Below are 15,071 nucleotides of genomic sequence, written 5' to 3'. Positions count from 1 at the left end.
GGCGGGTCCTTTTTCGTCACCATTTATCATTGGCCATCCGTTGGCGCCTGGCCAACTCCAGCTCGCTCGGTGCGCTGCCGGGGAAGGTGCCGGGCTGGATATCGCCGTCCGGCACATAGGTGCTCATCAGCACGCCGGAGTCTGACACCCGGGAGCGCACCAGCCGCAGTGCCGATGGCCTGGCCGTCTCGCCGAACAGGCGCTTGCCCCGGCCAAGCACCACCGGAAAGGTCCAGAGGTGGTACTCGTCTATCAGCGGCATACCCGGCAGTGGCATACCCAGCGACGGGTCCAGGGTCGCGGCCTGGAGCGTCTGGATCAGGTTGCCGCTGCCAATCACCTGCAGATCGGGGCCAGGCTGGCCCTTGAGGGCGATGACGGCCGCGACGACATCGCCCTCAAGCAGGCTCGAGTTGTGCCACTGGAGCCGCGTCAGGGTGCGCGAGGCGACGTGTTTCTTCGCGGCGTTGAGCGTCTTGGCGATGGGGTGATCATGGGGCTGATAAGGCCAGTAGGCCTCGAAGATCTGGTAGGTTCTGCGCCCGAGCAGCAGCTCGCGATCCTTGCCGTCGAAGCCCGCGGCCGAGATGTCCATGCTGTCGTCCGCATAGTTGAACATCCAGCCGCCAAGGGCAAAGCCGCCGGTGGGGTCCTCTTCTGGCCCGCCGGGGGCTTGCATGATGCCGTCGAGGGACACAAAGGCAGAGACGATGACTCTTCTCATGGCAATCCTCCTGTGGTGATGCGAGTCGGGTAAAGGGGTGAGCCGGTACGGGGCGGTGTGTTTACTGGGCGTTGGCCGCGGAAGCGGCAGCCTGGGTGGCTCTCATGGCCTCATCGAGCTGCAGTTTGAGCTGCTCCGCCTGCACCTTGGCTTGTTCCGCCTGCTCTGCCTGCAGTTTCCCGTTGATCACGGCCGTGCCAACCACCTCGGCGCCGCATCCGCTCAGCAGGGCCGCGATGAGGGGGAGTAGATAGCGGGATCTCGGCATGGGGACTCCTGCGGTGCTGGATAGCCGACCTGATGTGCTCGTGCTGTGTTGAGTGTAGTGGCATAGTGAATCTGGCCACCAGGGGAGGGCGACGCGCGCCCATGCCTGAATCATTGCCAGTGGGCGGCGTGGCGCAGGGTTGGCACAGAGATAACCAGAGAGGAGTGAGCAATGGACAGTACCCAGCGATTCTCGGCCCGGGTCGAGGCCTATGTGAAGTATCGCCCCGGCTACCCGGCGGCCATGCTGGATTTTCTGGCGCAGGAGCTCGGCATGGGGCCCTCGGCTGTGGTCGCCGACATAGGGGCGGGCACCGGCATACTGACGGCGCTGCTGGCGCCCAGGGTGAGTCAGCTGTGGGCGGTGGAGCCCAATGCCGAGATGCGCAGCGCCGCCGAGCGGCTGTTGGCGGGGGCCGGCAACCTCAGCTGGCACAGTGGCAGTGCGGAGGCGACCGGCTTGCCTGCGGGCGCCGTGGATCTCGTCACCGTCGCCCAGGCCTTTCACTGGTTCGACCGCGCCGCCTTCAAGGCCGAATGCCGTCGGCTGCTCAGGCCCGGTGGCCGGGTAGCGCTGATCTGGAACGACAGGCTGACCAATACCCCCTTCCTCGAGGCCTATGAGGCGGGGCTGCGCACCTATTCCGGGGATTATGAGGAGGTGAACCATCGCAATCTCGGCGAGGCCGATTTTCGCGCCTTCTTCGAGGGGGACTATCGGCTCGATCGCTTCGAAAACCGCCAGCTGTTCGACCTCGATGGGGTACTGGGGCGGCTCAACTCCTCCTCCTATGCACCCTCCATGGGCACGCCGGCCTATGAGGGGCTGACGGCGCTGATCCGCCGCGAGTTTGCCCGCTGCGCCGTCGATGGCCAGATAGCCTTCAACTATTGCACCCTGGTCTACAGCGGCCGGGTCTAGCCCCGGGCGATGGGGGACACCAGGGGGAGACACGGGCAGGGTGATGTTCACGAAAGCCCCATGCCGATGGTGCTGTCTGCCGACGAAGTGCCCCGTTTGTCCCCTTGTTCCAGGATCCCTCCTCGCGGCGGGCGAAACCGGCGGGCTTGCCCACTGGTTTTTTTTTGTCCAGAAAATATCTCCTATCTCTCTGTTCCACTTAACGAAACCCCATTTTGATGAAAAAGTTGCCTGAATCACAGTTGAATGAGGTCGGGAAAATGATTCACTACCCCTAAAGTGATGGCGGCATACTGTGCGCCCTCCGATGGAGCCATGCCGCATGCAGGTTGCACCACGAGGTGATGAGCAGGACCCCAGATATGTTGATTTTCAAACGCACGAAGAAAAATTTTGCCTTTATTACGGGCTATCTCTGGCTGTTGGCCTTGCCGATGCTGCTCGGGATCGGCGGCATGTTTGCCCTCTCGGTCTACAACCATGGGGTGGTCGTTGAGCAGAAGCTGGTCAGCCTCAACAGCATGGCCGTGGTCGCCGAGGCGAGAATGCTCGATCACATCGAGCAGCTGATGGCCGTCGAGGTTACCGCGGACAAACTGAACCCGGTGATCTCGTCGACCCGGGCCCGGCAGGAATACCGCGAACTCTGGGGTAACAAGGCCGCCCTCGACTCCCTGATCACGCTGATCTTCTATGCCGACTCGACCGGACGTTTCTTCTCCGGCAGTGAGGAGGCGGATCAGGCCTGGGTGAACGCCAGGGTCAATGTGAACTCCCGCGCCTGGTTCAAGGGGGCGCTGGCGGCCCGGACGTTTTACTGGACGCCGGCCTATCAGGACATCTTAACCGGCGACTATATCCTGACCCTCGCCCATCGGCTGACGGATGGCCAGCAGGAGGGGGCCCGTGTCATCGGCACCGATGTGAACGTCGCGGAATGGTCGCAGATGCTCAGAGACATGCTGTACGGGGACAACGCCTTGAGCCACATGGTGATCGATCGCCGCACCAACCAGATCCTGGTGAGCTCGCAGTCGGCCTACAACGGCCAGATATTGCAGGCCCCCTGGCTGGCGCGCCTGACCTCACAATCCGGCTCCTTCTACTCGGAGCAGAGCAACGAGTATGTGGCCTATGGGACGCTACCCAAGCGTGAACATTGGCTGGCCATCACCGTCCAGCCAAGGCGAGACTCGGTGGCCGTGCTGGGGGGCAGCCTCGCCCTGGGGCTGCTGGTCGTCGCTTGTGCGCTCTTCATCACCATGTCGGCCTTCTTCCGCCTGCGGTTGCTGGTGCTCATCGACAGCCTGGTCAACCGGATCCGCCAACTCGGAGCCGGCGCTATGGGTGGGCCCTCATCGAGCGTCCTGCCGGTGTTCCCGGAGATGGCGCTGCTGGATCAGGCGCTGAATCAGGTGTCCGATCATCTGCAAGAGTCGTTTGACATGGCACACAGGGACGCCCTGACCGGCATCTACAATCGACGCTTCCTGGATGGGCGCCTTCGTCAGCTGCATGAGGAGGGAAGCCCCTTCGTGCTGGCCCTGGTCGATCTGGATAACTTCAAACAGATCAACGATGTCTATGGCCATACCGGCGGAGATGCGGCGCTTTGTCGCAGCGTCGAGCTGGGTCAGGAGCTGCTGGGTGAGAGTGCCTCCCTGTGCCGTTACGGCGGCGAGGAGCTGGTCGCCCTCTTCGAACACGGCACGCTGGCGGAGGCCGAGCTGCTGATGGAGCAGTGGCGTTGCCGCGTCAGCGAGCTGAAGTGGCGGGAGAAGGGGATGCTGGTCACCTTCAGTGCCGGCATCGGCAGCAGCAATGGCCGCACCCCCGAGGAGCTGCTGGCCATGGTCGACAATGCGATGTATCAGGCCAAACGGGCTGGCAAGAACCGCATCTATCGCATCGAGGGGGAGTAAGCGGCATACCGTTTGCTCGATGAGCGTGATACGGCTCCCGCATGACAAGGCCCTCGCCATGGCGAGGGCCTTGTTGTTTGTATCGCCGCTGCGTTGGGCATCACCGGCCGGATGATGCCTCTCGTCGCCAGGATGTGCAGGCGGGATCAGGTCTTATCGATGCCAAGCAGGGTCATGGCCTTGGCCAGGGTATCGATGGACTCCTGATGCTTGCCCTCCTTGTGCAGGGTCTCGCCCTCGGCCCTCAGCTGCTTCACCTCCGCCAGCCGCTCGGCACTGATGGGAGGGCCCGCGGCCAGAGCATCGTCAATCCTCTTCATGTCCATGGGACAGTGAAACGCGAAGGCAGTGCCGGCGAAGAGCAGGCCTGCCAACAACAACATGAGCCTCATTTTGACTACCTCCGTGATGGGACCCCATTAAGGATAGCCCGCCTGTGCTGGGGTTATCGATTGGGGCGGGGAGGTCAGGGCTAGCAAGCCGTCTGGTCAGGGAGGCACTATCTCTCTCATGCCAGGCCTGCAAGGGAGATAAAAAAAGCCGACTCCAGGGAGTCGGCTTTTTTATTGGCGATGCGCCTATCAGGCGGTCACGGCATCGGCCTTGACGGCTTGCGCTTCCGGCGCCGCATTGCGGATGAGGTAATCGAACGCCCCCAGCGCGGCGGTGGCACCGGCACCCATGGAGATGATGATCTGCTTGAACGGCACCGTAGTGGCGTCACCGGCGGCGTAGACACCGGGCAGTGAGGTCGCGCCCTTGGTGTCGATCTCGATCTCGCCGAAGCGGGTCAGTGCTACTTCGCTCCCCTTGAGGAACTCGGTGTTCGGCACCAGACCTATCTGTACGAAGATACCGGCCACCGCCAGATGCTTGATCTCACCCGTGGTGCGATCCTCGTAATCCATGCCGACCACCTTGCTGCCGTCACCTATCACTTCGGTGGTGCGGGCGCTCATGATGATGTCGATGTTGCCCATGGAGCGCGCCTTCTTCTGCAGCACCTCGTCGGCGCGCAGGGTGTCGGCGAATTCCACGACGGTGACGTGCTCGACGATGCCGGCCAAGTCGATGGCGGCCTCGATGCCGGAGTTACCACCACCGATCACCGCGACCCGCTTGCCCTTGAAGAAGGGACCGTCGCAGTGCGGGCAGTAGGCCACGCCCTTGGTGCGGTATTCAACTTCGCCCGGCACGTTCAGATCGCGCCAGCGGGCACCGGTCGCCAGGATCACGGCGCGGCTCTTGAGGGTGGCACCGGAGGCCAGCGCCACGTTCACGTAGCCATCCTTGCTGATGGCGGCGGCGCGCTGCTCGGTGATCACTTCCACGCCGTACTGCTTGACGTGCTGCTCCAGGCTCGCGGCCAGCTTGGGGCCTTCGGTGTAGGGCACGGAGATGAAGTTCTCGATGCCGACGGTGTCCATCACCTGACCACCGAAACGCTCGGCGACGATGGCGGTACGGATCCCTTTACGGGCGGCATAAATGGCGGCGGCGGCGCCAGCCGGGCCACCCCCGACGACCAGTACGTCGTAGGGGGCTTTCTCGCTCAGCTCGGCGGCTTTGCGTTCGCTTGCGCCGGTATCGAGCTTGGCGACGATCTCTTCCAGCGAGATGCGGCCCTGGCTGAACGGCTGACCGTTCAGGTAGACGTTCGGCACCGCCATGATCTGACGCTCATTCACCTCATCCTGGAACAGGGCACCGTCGATCATGGTGTGGGTGATGCCGGGGTTCAGGGTGGCCATCAGGTTCAGGGCCTGCACCACGTCCGGGCAGTTGTGGCAGGAGAGGGATATATAGGTCTCGAAGTGGAACTCACCCTTCAGGTTCTTGACCTGCTCCAGCACGGCCGGATCGGCCTTGGAGGGGTGGCCGCCGCTTTGCAGCAGGGCGAGCACCAGGGAGGTGAATTCATGACCCATGGGGATGCCGGCAAAATGAACACGCGGGGCCTGGCCCTTCGGTGCGATGCTCATGGAAGGCTTGCGAGCGGCAGTGCCATCGGTCATGGAAATCTTGGGGGACATGTCGCTGATTTCTGTGGCCAGGGCCAGCAGCTCCGCGGACTTGTCGCTGTCATTGCCGGACACGCTGATCTCGATGGGATTGACGATGTACTGCAAGTAACCGTTGAGCTGCTGTTTGAGGTTGTTATCTAACATCTTCGAATTCCTTCTTGTTATGGCGGGTCGGCACTATTACTGGATACAGAAGCACTGGATGCAAAAAGCAGTGAATACAGAAAGCACTGAGCCAGAAAGCAGACCGGCCCTTGGATGGGCCGGTCTTGGAGAGCAGGAGGCTTAGATTTTGCCTACCAGATCCAGGGACGGGGCCAGGGTGGCATCGCCTTCTTGCCACTTGGCCGGGCACACTTCACCCGGGTGAGCGGCAACGTACTGGGCAGCTTTGACCTTGCGCAGCAGTTCCAGAGCATCACGGCCGATACCGCCGGCGTTGATTTCAACGATCTGGATGACGCCCTGCGGGTCGATCACGAAGGTACCACGGTCAGCCAGGCCAGCCTCTTCGATCATCACGCCGAAGTTGCGGGTGATGGCGCCGGTCGGGTCACCGATCATCGGATACTGGATCTTCTTGATGGTGTCAGAAGTGTCGTGCCAGGCCTTGTGAGTGAAGTGGGTGTCGGTAGAGACGGCGTAGATCTCGACGCCCAGCTTCTTGAATGCAGCGTAGTTGTCGGCTAGGTCGCCCAGCTCGGTCGGGCAAACGAAGGTGAAGTCAGCCGGGTAGAAGAACACCACGGACCACTTGCCTTTCAGGTCAGCGTCAGACACCTGAACGAATTTGCCATTGTGGTAGGCGGTAGCGTTGAACGGCTTGATTTCAGTGTTGATATAGGTAGACATGTATTTGCTCCTTGGTGATGTACATATGCCCGTCCGGTAGTGAAGAGTCTTGCCAGACGAGGCGCTTAACTTTCGATGGGGTCATCATAGGGCCTTTCGCTAATCGGTTAAAGCCACAATTTTGAATCACTTAAATCTACTTATTAGATAGCCCATCGCAACTGTACCTAACATGAATATCTCAGGCCTTCGAAGATAACTCATTGGCGAAGTTCAATTTCTGTCCTGTAGCTCACATTTTCAAGGCCCGGATGGGATCTTGTTTTATGAAATGTGAGGAAGCTAGGGCGGCAATCGGCCTGTGGCGCGAAAGAGGGGGGGCAGGGAGAGGCGGACAAAAAAATCCCGGCGCTATCGCGAGGATAGGGCCGGGTCATCAAACAAGGAATGGCGATATAACAAATGCTTTACAGCAAAGACTTACTACGGGGTGTGCAAACTTGCAGACATATGAAGAGAAGACCCGGGTGCACAATCCCTTATCTCCCCTTCGGCAATAATTGCATGACGGGCACTATAGTGTGACGACGATCACAAATCAAGGTTGTGGTGTAATTTTTCAATCAAAATGAAAGGCTTTCAGATTAATGGCCGATTTTTTCCGCTGAAAACGCTTTTATTGTAATTTAATTACAGTTTTTGGCGATCAGAAGTCCGCAGGTGGCTCCTGCTCCTCCATCAGCTCCAGCAGGTTGATGGCGACGGCGATGAAGTCCGACTCTGTGACTATGCCCACCAGTTTGCTGCCCCGGATGACCGGCAGGCAGCCATATTTGTGGCGCTGCAGATAGAGTGCGGCCTCCTTGATACCGGCGTGGGGATCCACGCTCGCCACCTGACGGGTCATGATCTCGTCGAGCTGGACGCTGTCGGTGAACTCGGCCTCCCGCTCCGGGTTGATCAGCAGCAGCTTGGATTCGCGGGTGGCCAGGATGTCGGAGAGGGTGACCAGGCCCAGCAGGTGATGGTGTTCGTCGACGATGGGGATGTGGCGGATCCGCTCCTGCTGCATCAGATCCATCGCCTGTTTGACGCTGTTCTGTGGCCCCAGGGTGAAGGGATGTTCGGTCATGATTTCGGACAGGGTCATCATGGTGGGACTCCTTGTGTCTCTGGTTTCACCATAGTCCAGCCGCTGGCGCCAAAACATGATCAGGGTCAATACAGATCATTAAAGAATCATTAACCGGCAAGGTGTCACAAAAACGAGCGCTATCCCTTGTCTCTCTTGGGTTTTTGGTCTTTTGGGTTGCCTTGCTGGAAGGGGATAACTAGACTAGCCGCCGATTCCCCCGAGGTGAAAGATGCAAGTATCCGATTTTCATTTTGATCTGCCAGACGAGCTGATTGCCCGCTATCCCATGACGGAACGTACCGCCAGTCGTCTGTTGCAGCTCGATGGTCAAAGCGGCGCCCTGCGCCATGGTCAATTTGTGGATGTGCTGGACCGGCTCAACCCCGGCGACCTGCTGGTGTTCAACAACACCAGGGTCATCCCGGCGCGCATGTTTGGCCAGAAGGCCAGCGGCGGCAAGCTGGAGGTGCTGGTGGAGCGCATCCTGGACGAGCACAGCGTGCTGGCTCACGTGCGTTCCTCCAAGTCGCCCAAGCCCGGCACCCGGCTCATTTTGGATGGCGGTCCCGATGGCGAAAAGGTCGAGGCCGAGATGCGCGCCCGCCACGACGCCTTGTTCGAGATCCACTTTCTGGACCCGCGTCCGGTGCTGGAGATCCTGGAGGCCATCGGCCACATGCCGCTGCCGCCCTATATCGACAGGCCCGACGAGGACGCCGACAAGGAGCGCTACCAGACCGTCTACAACCAGAAGCCGGGCGCCGTGGCGGCGCCGACCGCGGGGCTGCACTTCGATGAGCCCCTGCTGGCAAAGATCCGCGCCAAGGGGGTTGAAACGGCCTTCGTCACCCTGCATGTAGGGGCGGGGACCTTCCAGCCGGTGCGGGTGGACAGGATCGAAGATCACCACATGCACTCGGAGTATGCCGAGGTGCCACAGGAGGTGGTGGATGCCATCAACGCGACTCGGGCTCGTGGTGGCCGCGTGATTGCGGTGGGCACCACCTCGGTGCGCTCTCTGGAGAGCGCGGCCAAGGTGAGCCTGGCCCAGGGCAAGCCGCTGGCGCCCTTCTTCAGCGACACCGACATCTTCATCTTCCCGGGTTATGAGTTCCAGATCGTCGATGCCATGGTCACCAACTTCCACCTGCCGGAGTCGACCCTGATCATGCTGGTCAGCGCCTTCGCCGGCTATGACCATGTGATGGCGGCTTATCAGGCGGCCGTGGCCGAGCAGTACCGTTTCTTCAGCTACGGGGACGCCATGTTCGTCACCCGTCGCCGGGCGCAGGCATAAGCCTCGCCCTTTATACCGGGCCCATCGGGTCCTCTGCTGTCAGACTGTTTCTCTGACTGAATCGAGGTAGCAATGAAATTTGAACTGAAAACCACAGACGGCCGCGCCCGTCGCGGTCAGCTGGTATTCGAACGCGGCGTGGTGCAGACCCCGGCCTTCATGCCGGTCGGCACCTACGGCACCGTCAAGGGGATGACCCCGGAAGAGGTGCGCGAGACCGGCGCCCAGATCCTGCTCGGCAACACCTTCCACCTCTGGCTGCGGCCGGGGCAGGCGGTGATGCGCGCCCACGGTGATCTGCATGATTTCATGAACTGGCAGGGCCCGATCCTGACCGACTCCGGTGGTTTCCAGGTGTTCAGCCTGGGTCACATCCGCAAGATCACCGAGGCGGGCGTGCATTTCCGTCACCCCATCAACGGTGAGAAGATCTTCCTCGACCCCGAGAAATCCATGGAGATCCAGTACGATCTGGGCTCCGACATCGTGATGATCTTCGACGAGTGCACCCCCTATCCGGCGACCTACGAAGAGGCGCGCAAGTCCATGGAGATGTCCCTGCGCTGGGGCAAGCGCTCCCGCGACAAGTTTGATGCTTTGGGCAACAAGAACGCTCTGTTCGGCATCATCCAGGGTTCCGTGTATGAAGAGTTGCGGGATGTATCGCTGAACGGGTTGCTGGAGATCGGCTTCGACGGCTACGCGGTCGGTGGCCTCGCCGTGGGTGAGCCCAAGGAAGACATGCACCGGATCCTCGAGCACGTCTGCCCGAAGATCCCGGCCGACAAGCCACGCTATCTGATGGGCGTGGGCAAACCGGAGGATCTGGTGGAAGGGGTGCGCCGCGGCGTCGACATGTTCGACTGCGTGATGCCGACCCGCAACGCCCGCAACGGCCATCTGTTCACCACCAATGGGGTGGTCAAGATCCGCAACGCCAAGTATCGCGAAGACACCAGCACCCTGGACGCGGACTGCGATTGCTACACCTGCAAGAACTACACCCGCAGCTATCTGTACCATCTGGACAAGTGCAACGAGATCCTCGGCGCTCGTCTGAATACCATCCATAACCTGCGTTATTACCAGCGGGTGATGCAGGGTTTGCGGGACGCGATCGAGCAGGGTAAATTAGACGACTTTGTAACTGAGTTTTACCGTCGGCAAGGGAAGCCTGTGCCTCCGATAGCTGAAAATGACGTGAAATAACAACGATTTATAATCTAGTTATCAAATCTACATCAAACAAGAGGTTGTTAAATGAGCATTATCTCCAAGGCATATGCAGAAGGCGCGGTTCCGGGTGCACAGGGTGGTGGCATGGAAATGATCATCATGCTGGCCGTGTTCGGCCTTATCTTCTACTTCATGATCTATCGTCCCCAGGCCAAGCGTGCCAAGACTCATCGTGATCTGATGAGCTCCCTGGCCAAGGGTGACGAAGTGCTCACCTCCGGCGGTCTGGTCGGCAAGATCGCCAAGGTTTCCGCCGATAGCGAATACCTGGTGCTGGCCCTGAACGATCAGACTCAAGTCACCATCAAACGTGATTTCGTCTCTGCCGTTCTGCCCAAGGGTTCTATCCAGTCCCTTTAATCTCCCGAGGAGCACAGCGTGTTAAATCGCTATCCGCTGTGGAAATACCTGATGGTGGTCTTCGTGATCGCCATCGGTTTTCTATATGCAGCCCCCAATCTTTACGGCGAAGACCCGGCCCTGCAGGTATCTGCCAGCCGCGGCGCCGAAGTCAAACTAGAGACGCTGGATCTGGTGAAGGAGACGCTTGAGGCGGCTCAGATCCCGGTCAAGCATGCGGCGTTCGAACACGGCTTCATCCTGGTCCGTTTTAACAACACCGAAGATCAGCTCAAGGCGCGCGATGTCGTTGCCGGCAAGCTGGGCGACAACTTTATCACGGCCCTGAACCTGGCTCCGTCCACGCCGGCCTGGCTCGAAGCCATAGGTGCGGCGCCGCTCAAGCTGGGTCTGGACCTGCGCGGTGGTGTGCACTTCCTGATGGAAGTGGACATGGCCGAGGCGCTGACCAAGCAGCAAGAGCAGATGGTGCAGGATTTCCGCACCGAGCTGCGTACCCAGAAGATCCGTTACTCCGGCGTGCGCCGGGTGGGCGATCAGGTGCAGGTGGTGTTCCGCGAGGAAGAAGATCAGGCCAAGGCCGCCTCTTTCCTGCGCCGCCAGAATCCGGATCTCACCTTCACCACCGAGCAGAAGGGTGACGACTTCATCCTGCTGGCCGGCTTGAGTGACGCCAAGATCAAGGAAGTGAAGAAGTACGCCCTCGAGCAGAACATCACCATCATCCGTAACCGGGTGAATGAGCTGGGTGTGGCCGAGCCGCTGGTGCAGCAACAGGGGGCCGAGCGCATCGTGGTCGAGCTGCCCGGTATCCAGGACACCGCCCGTGCCAAGGAGATCCTGGGCGCGACCGCGACCCTGGAATTCCACATGGTCGATGAGAGCGCCGATATCCAGGCTGCCGCCGATGGTCGGGTGCCGCCGAGCTCCAAGGTCTACAACGATCGCAACGGCCGTCCCGTGGTGCTGCAAAAGCGCATCATCCTGACCGGTGACCATATAGTGGGTGCCCAGTCCGGTTTCGACGAATACAGCCGTCCCCAGGTCAACATCAAGCTCGATGGCCAGGGTGGCAACAAGATGGCCAACTTTACCAAGGACAACGTTGGTAAGGGCATGGCGACCGTGTTCATCGAGTACAAGCCGGTGGGTCAGCCTGGCCCGGATGGCAAGCGCAAGTTCCGCAAGCAGGAAGAGGTGATCAACGTCGCGACCATACAGTCACGACTGGGTAGCCAGTTCCGCATCACCGGGATCGACAACGCCAACGAAGCCCACAACCTGGCGCTGCTGCTGCGTGCCGGTGCCCTGATTGCGCCCATCCAGATCGTGGAAGAGCGCACCATAGGCCCGAGCCTGGGCCAGCAGAACATCGACAGCGGGATGGAAGCCATCGGCTGGGCCATGCTGGTGATCGTGCTGTTCATGGGGATCTACTACCGTGCCTTCGGTTGGGTGGCCAACCTGGCCCTCAGCATGAACCTGGTGCTGATCGTCGGCATCATGTCGATGATCCCGGGTGCCACCATGACCCTGCCGGGTATCGCCGGTATCGTCCTGACGCTGGGTATGGCGGTGGATGCCAACGTGCTGATCTACGAGCGTATTCGTGAAGAGATCCGCAATGGTCGCGGGGTGCAGCAAGCCATTCACATGGGCTTCGACCGTGCCTTCTCGACCATCGCCGACTCCAACGTCACCTCGCTCATCACCTGTGTGATCCTGTTCGGTATCGGCACCGGCGCCATCAAGGGCTTCGCCCTGACGCTGGGCATCGGTCTGACCGCCTCCATGTTTACGGCCATCACGGTATCCCGCGCCATTATCAATCTGGCCTGGGGTGGACGGCGCATCGACAAGCTGCCGATCTAAGGAAGAGACATGTTTCAGATTCTACATTTTGAAAAGCCGATCCCCTTCATGCGCTTCGCCAAGTCGGGAATGGTGTTCTCTGCCCTGCTGACGATGTTCGCCCTGTTCTGCCTGTTCGATCGCGGTCTGAACTGGGGGCTGGACTTCACCGGCGGCACCACCATAGAGGTGGGGTTCCAGCAGTCGGTGAGCCTGGACAAGATGCACGAGGCACTGGATCAGCAGAAGATTGAAGGGGCTACCCTGCAATTCTTCGGCTCCAGCCGCGACGTGCTGGTGCGCATGACCCCGAAAGAGGGGGTCAAGGTGGAGCAGCAGGGCAACGAGGTGCTGGCGGCCGCCAAGCTGATCGATGAAGGTGCCGTGCTCAAGCGCGTCGAGTTCGTCGGTCCCTCGGTGGGTGACGAGCTGGCGACAGACGGTGCCCTGGCCATGCTGGCCTCCATCCTCTGTATCCTGGCCTACGTGGCGGTGCGGTTCGAATGGCGTCTGGCCATGGGGGGCATCCTCTCCCTGGCGCACGACGTCATCATCACCCTCGGTATCTTCGCCTACTTCCAGTACGAGTTCGACTTGACCGTGCTGGCGGCGCTGATGACGCTGGTGGGCTACTCCCTGAACGACACCATAGTGGTGTTCGACCGCCTGCGGGAGAACTTCCGCAAGGTGCGCAAGGGGGATACCGCCGAGATCATGGATCTTTCCATGACCGAGACCCTGAGCCGGACCATCATCACCTCGGGGTTGACCTTCGTGGTGGTGGTGGCGCTGCTGCTCAAGGGCGGTCCGCTGATCCACGGTTTTGCCATCGCCATGGTGATCGGGGTGGCCTTCGGGACCTACTCCTCCATCTATGTGGCGAGTGCCTCTGCCATGTTCTTCGGGGTCAAGCGGGAGCACATGCTGCCGACCCAGGTGGAAAAAGAGGGTGCGGATCAACAAGAGATCCTGCCGTAATCGACAAGGGCGCCACAAGGCGCCCTTTCTCTTAGGGTCAGGGTGAGTCATTATGCTCCCCATTAATTGGGTTAAATGTGCGAGAACAAGGAGCAAGCCATGCATCACAATCCCCGTTTTCTGGCGCTGGTAGAGGCCGTTCGCCCCCAGGTGCAAGAGACTGACGTGCATCAGATCAAACGCTGGCAAGAGGAGGGCAGGGCCTTTCATCTGATCGACGTGCGGGAAGATAACGAATGGGCGAAAGGTCACCTGCCGGGGGCCGAGCATCTGGGTCGCGGGGTGATAGAGCGGGACATCGAGACCCGTTATCCGGATCCAGCCACCGAGCTTTACCTTTACTGTGGTGGGGGTTTTCGCTCCATCCTGGCCGCCGCCAACCTGCAGAAGATGGGTTATAGCCGGGTGGTCAGTGTCGATGGGGGCTTTCGTGGTTGGAGTGATGCCGGATACCCTGTCGAATCCTGATTTATTTGAAGGATAGGGGTTCCGCCACATGACAAACTGTCGGTGGACCTTTACCATATGGCGGGTCAAGCGTAAGCGTCGGAGTGTTCATTGAACGTCAGGAAAGGGATTGGATACCTCACGGGTATCCTGTTGTTGCTCCCCATGTGGGGATGCAGCAGTAGCAGTCAGGTTGAAGCTCCTCAAGTTCCCAAGCCGCAACCCGCTTCACTGGTATTGGCGACCCCTCTGCAGGTCTCTTACCAGAGCGAGTTGGCGCTGGCGCGACTCGGGCAGATGCTCAGTGAAATGGAATTGACGACAGAGCAGCGGGCCGAACTGTTTTATGAGCGTGCCGTGGTGTTTGACCGGGTCGGGTTGCGTTCCCTTGCCAGATTGGATTTCAACCGCGCCTTGCGGGAAAAACCCGATTTTGCCGAGGCTTACAACTTCATCGGTGTCTATCTGGTTCAGCAACAGAACTATGACGAGGCCTACGAGGCATTCGACTCCGCCCTCGAGCTGGCCCCGGATTACGACTACGCCTACCTCAACCGTGGCATAGCGCTCTACTACGGCAACCGCCCCGAGCTGGCTGCCGCCGACATGAAGCGGTTCTACGAGGCGCAACCGGAAGATCCCTACCGGGTGCTCTGGCTCTATCTGGCCGAGCAGAAGCTCAATGCCTCGGCGGCCATGAGCCGGATGCGCGAGCGGCTGGGCAAGTATGACGACGACGCCTGGAACTGGGATCTGGTGCGCCTCTATACCGGCGAGATCAACGCCACCCAGCTGATGGGCAACGTGGTGAAAGGGGTGAAGGATAACCGGGAGCTGGCAGAGCGCCTGTGTGAAACCTACTTCTACCTCGGCAAGTTTGAGCTGGCCAAGGGCAACCGCAAGGAAGCCATCAGCTACTTCAAGCTGGCGCTCGCCAACAACGTGTATGACTTCATCGAGCACCGCTATGCCCTGCTCGAACTGGAGTTGATGGCGCGCAAGCCGCTGCCGCCGGGTGCCAGTGCACAGGGCAAGAGCAGCAAGCAAGCCTCCTGATACTGGATGCGAGCGATGTAAAAAAGGCCTCTCAACGAGGCCTTTTTGCTGTCTGGGGTT

The 15,071-nt window shown here is 60.3% G+C and carries 15 protein-coding genes; 9 read left to right on the top strand and 6 right to left on the bottom strand.

The window, feature by feature from the left end; translation table 11 throughout:
• Window positions 1-16 precede the first annotated feature (16 nt).
• Window positions 17-724: a dihydrofolate reductase family protein gene (locus EL255_RS12125; RefSeq protein ID WP_042652422.1), complete on the bottom strand. Its 708-nt coding sequence runs from the start codon at window positions 722-724 to the stop codon at window positions 17-19.
• A gap of 61 nt (window positions 725-785) precedes the next feature.
• Complete coding sequence (locus tag EL255_RS12120) at window positions 786-992, bottom strand: hypothetical protein (protein WP_042652421.1); 207 nt, start codon at window positions 990-992, stop codon at window positions 786-788.
• Between the two features lie 171 nt (window positions 993-1,163).
• Between EL255_RS12120 and EL255_RS12115 the strand changes: the two genes are divergently transcribed.
• Together EL255_RS12115 and EL255_RS12110 are read left to right on the top strand one after the other, a co-directional pair.
• Entirely contained in the window at window positions 1,164-1,913 is a 750-nt protein-coding gene (locus EL255_RS12115; protein WP_042652420.1) for a class I SAM-dependent methyltransferase, read from the top strand.
• Window positions 1,914-2,275: 362 nt separating this feature from the next.
• Complete coding sequence (locus EL255_RS12110) at window positions 2,276-3,835, top strand: GGDEF domain-containing protein (RefSeq protein WP_042652419.1); 1,560 nt, start codon at window positions 2,276-2,278, stop codon at window positions 3,833-3,835.
• 146 nt (window positions 3,836-3,981) lie between these two features.
• On the opposite strand, the gene EL255_RS12105 is transcribed toward EL255_RS12110, so the two are convergent.
• The 4 genes from EL255_RS12105 to EL255_RS12090 form a co-directional block, all read right to left on the bottom strand.
• Window positions 3,982-4,227, bottom strand: a complete 246-nt coding sequence (locus EL255_RS12105) for a hypothetical protein (RefSeq protein ID WP_042652418.1) — start codon at window positions 4,225-4,227, stop codon at window positions 3,982-3,984.
• Between the two features lie 189 nt (window positions 4,228-4,416).
• Complete coding sequence (gene ahpF, locus EL255_RS12100) at window positions 4,417-6,003, bottom strand: alkyl hydroperoxide reductase subunit F (RefSeq protein WP_042652417.1); 1,587 nt, start codon at window positions 6,001-6,003, stop codon at window positions 4,417-4,419.
• A 141-nt stretch (window positions 6,004-6,144) separates the two neighbouring features.
• Window positions 6,145-6,711 carry an alkyl hydroperoxide reductase subunit C gene (ahpC, locus tag EL255_RS12095; protein WP_042652416.1) on the bottom strand — a complete coding sequence of 189 codons (567 nt, stop codon included), beginning with the start codon at window positions 6,709-6,711 and terminating at the stop codon, window positions 6,145-6,147.
• A gap of 646 nt (window positions 6,712-7,357) precedes the next feature.
• Window positions 7,358-7,804, bottom strand: a complete 447-nt coding sequence (locus EL255_RS12090; protein WP_042652415.1) for a CBS domain-containing protein — start codon at window positions 7,802-7,804, stop codon at window positions 7,358-7,360.
• Window positions 7,805-8,015: 211 nt separating this feature from the next.
• On the opposite strand from EL255_RS12090, the gene queA reads away from it, so the two are divergent.
• The 7 genes from queA (at window position 8,016) to nlpI (ending at window position 15,011) form a co-directional block, all read left to right on the top strand.
• Window positions 8,016-9,083, top strand: a complete 1,068-nt coding sequence (gene queA / locus EL255_RS12085; protein ID WP_042652414.1) for a tRNA preQ1(34) S-adenosylmethionine ribosyltransferase-isomerase QueA — start codon at window positions 8,016-8,018, stop codon at window positions 9,081-9,083.
• 72 nt (window positions 9,084-9,155) lie between these two features.
• Complete coding sequence (gene tgt / locus EL255_RS12080) at window positions 9,156-10,292, top strand: tRNA guanosine(34) transglycosylase Tgt (RefSeq protein ID WP_042652413.1); 1,137 nt, start codon at window positions 9,156-9,158, stop codon at window positions 10,290-10,292.
• 51 nt (window positions 10,293-10,343) lie between these two features.
• Window positions 10,344-10,679 carry a preprotein translocase subunit YajC gene (gene yajC, locus EL255_RS12075; protein WP_033129086.1) on the top strand — a complete coding sequence of 112 codons (336 nt, stop codon included), beginning with the start codon at window positions 10,344-10,346 and terminating at the stop codon, window positions 10,677-10,679.
• An 18-nt stretch (window positions 10,680-10,697) separates the two neighbouring features.
• Window positions 10,698-12,551 carry a protein translocase subunit SecD gene (gene secD / locus EL255_RS12070; protein ID WP_042652412.1) on the top strand — a complete coding sequence of 618 codons (1,854 nt, stop codon included), beginning with the start codon at window positions 10,698-10,700 and terminating at the stop codon, window positions 12,549-12,551.
• A gap of 9 nt (window positions 12,552-12,560) precedes the next feature.
• Window positions 12,561-13,508 carry a protein translocase subunit SecF gene (gene secF / locus EL255_RS12065; RefSeq protein ID WP_042652411.1) on the top strand — a complete coding sequence of 316 codons (948 nt, stop codon included), beginning with the start codon at window positions 12,561-12,563 and terminating at the stop codon, window positions 13,506-13,508.
• 99 nt (window positions 13,509-13,607) lie between these two features.
• Complete coding sequence (locus EL255_RS12060) at window positions 13,608-13,976, top strand: rhodanese-like domain-containing protein (protein WP_042652410.1); 369 nt, start codon at window positions 13,608-13,610, stop codon at window positions 13,974-13,976.
• 90 nt (window positions 13,977-14,066) lie between these two features.
• A complete protein-coding gene (gene nlpI, locus EL255_RS12055) occupies window positions 14,067-15,011 on the top strand; it encodes a lipoprotein NlpI (protein ID WP_331854090.1) in 945 nt (314 codons plus the stop codon).
• Window positions 15,012-15,071: the final 60 nt, after the last annotated feature.

It is taken from the genome of Aeromonas encheleia, assembly GCF_900637545.1.
Taxonomy (GTDB): domain Bacteria; phylum Pseudomonadota; class Gammaproteobacteria; order Enterobacterales; family Aeromonadaceae; genus Aeromonas; species Aeromonas encheleia.
This window is presented reverse-complemented; position numbering and strand designations above follow the sequence as displayed.

What these genes read in the sequence shown, in the direction of transcription:
- EL255_RS12125 (WP_042652422.1), bottom strand. Translation starts at nt 724, where the DNA reads ATGAGAAGAGTCATCGTCTCTGCCTTTGTGTCCCTCGACGGCATCATG.
- EL255_RS12120 (WP_042652421.1), bottom strand. Translation starts at nt 992, where the DNA reads ATGCCGAGATCCCGCTATCTACTCCCCCTCATCGCGGCCCTGCTGAGC.
- EL255_RS12115 (WP_042652420.1), top strand. Translation starts at nt 1,164, where the DNA reads ATGGACAGTACCCAGCGATTCTCGGCCCGGGTCGAGGCCTATGTGAAG.
- EL255_RS12110 (WP_042652419.1), top strand. Translation starts at nt 2,276, where the DNA reads ATGTTGATTTTCAAACGCACGAAGAAAAATTTTGCCTTTATTACGGGC.
- EL255_RS12105 (WP_042652418.1), bottom strand. Translation starts at nt 4,227, where the DNA reads ATGAGGCTCATGTTGTTGTTGGCAGGCCTGCTCTTCGCCGGCACTGCC.
- ahpF (WP_042652417.1), bottom strand. Translation starts at nt 6,003, where the DNA reads ATGTTAGATAACAACCTCAAACAGCAGCTCAACGGTTACTTGCAGTAC.
- ahpC (WP_042652416.1), bottom strand. Translation starts at nt 6,711, where the DNA reads ATGTCTACCTATATCAACACTGAAATCAAGCCGTTCAACGCTACCGCC.
- EL255_RS12090 (WP_042652415.1), bottom strand. Translation starts at nt 7,804, where the DNA reads ATGATGACCCTGTCCGAAATCATGACCGAACATCCCTTCACCCTGGGG.
- queA (WP_042652414.1), top strand. Translation starts at nt 8,016, where the DNA reads ATGCAAGTATCCGATTTTCATTTTGATCTGCCAGACGAGCTGATTGCC.
- tgt (WP_042652413.1), top strand. Translation starts at nt 9,156, where the DNA reads ATGAAATTTGAACTGAAAACCACAGACGGCCGCGCCCGTCGCGGTCAG.
- yajC (WP_033129086.1), top strand. Translation starts at nt 10,344, where the DNA reads ATGAGCATTATCTCCAAGGCATATGCAGAAGGCGCGGTTCCGGGTGCA.
- secF (WP_042652411.1), top strand. Translation starts at nt 12,561, where the DNA reads ATGTTTCAGATTCTACATTTTGAAAAGCCGATCCCCTTCATGCGCTTC.
- EL255_RS12060 (WP_042652410.1), top strand. Translation starts at nt 13,608, where the DNA reads ATGCATCACAATCCCCGTTTTCTGGCGCTGGTAGAGGCCGTTCGCCCC.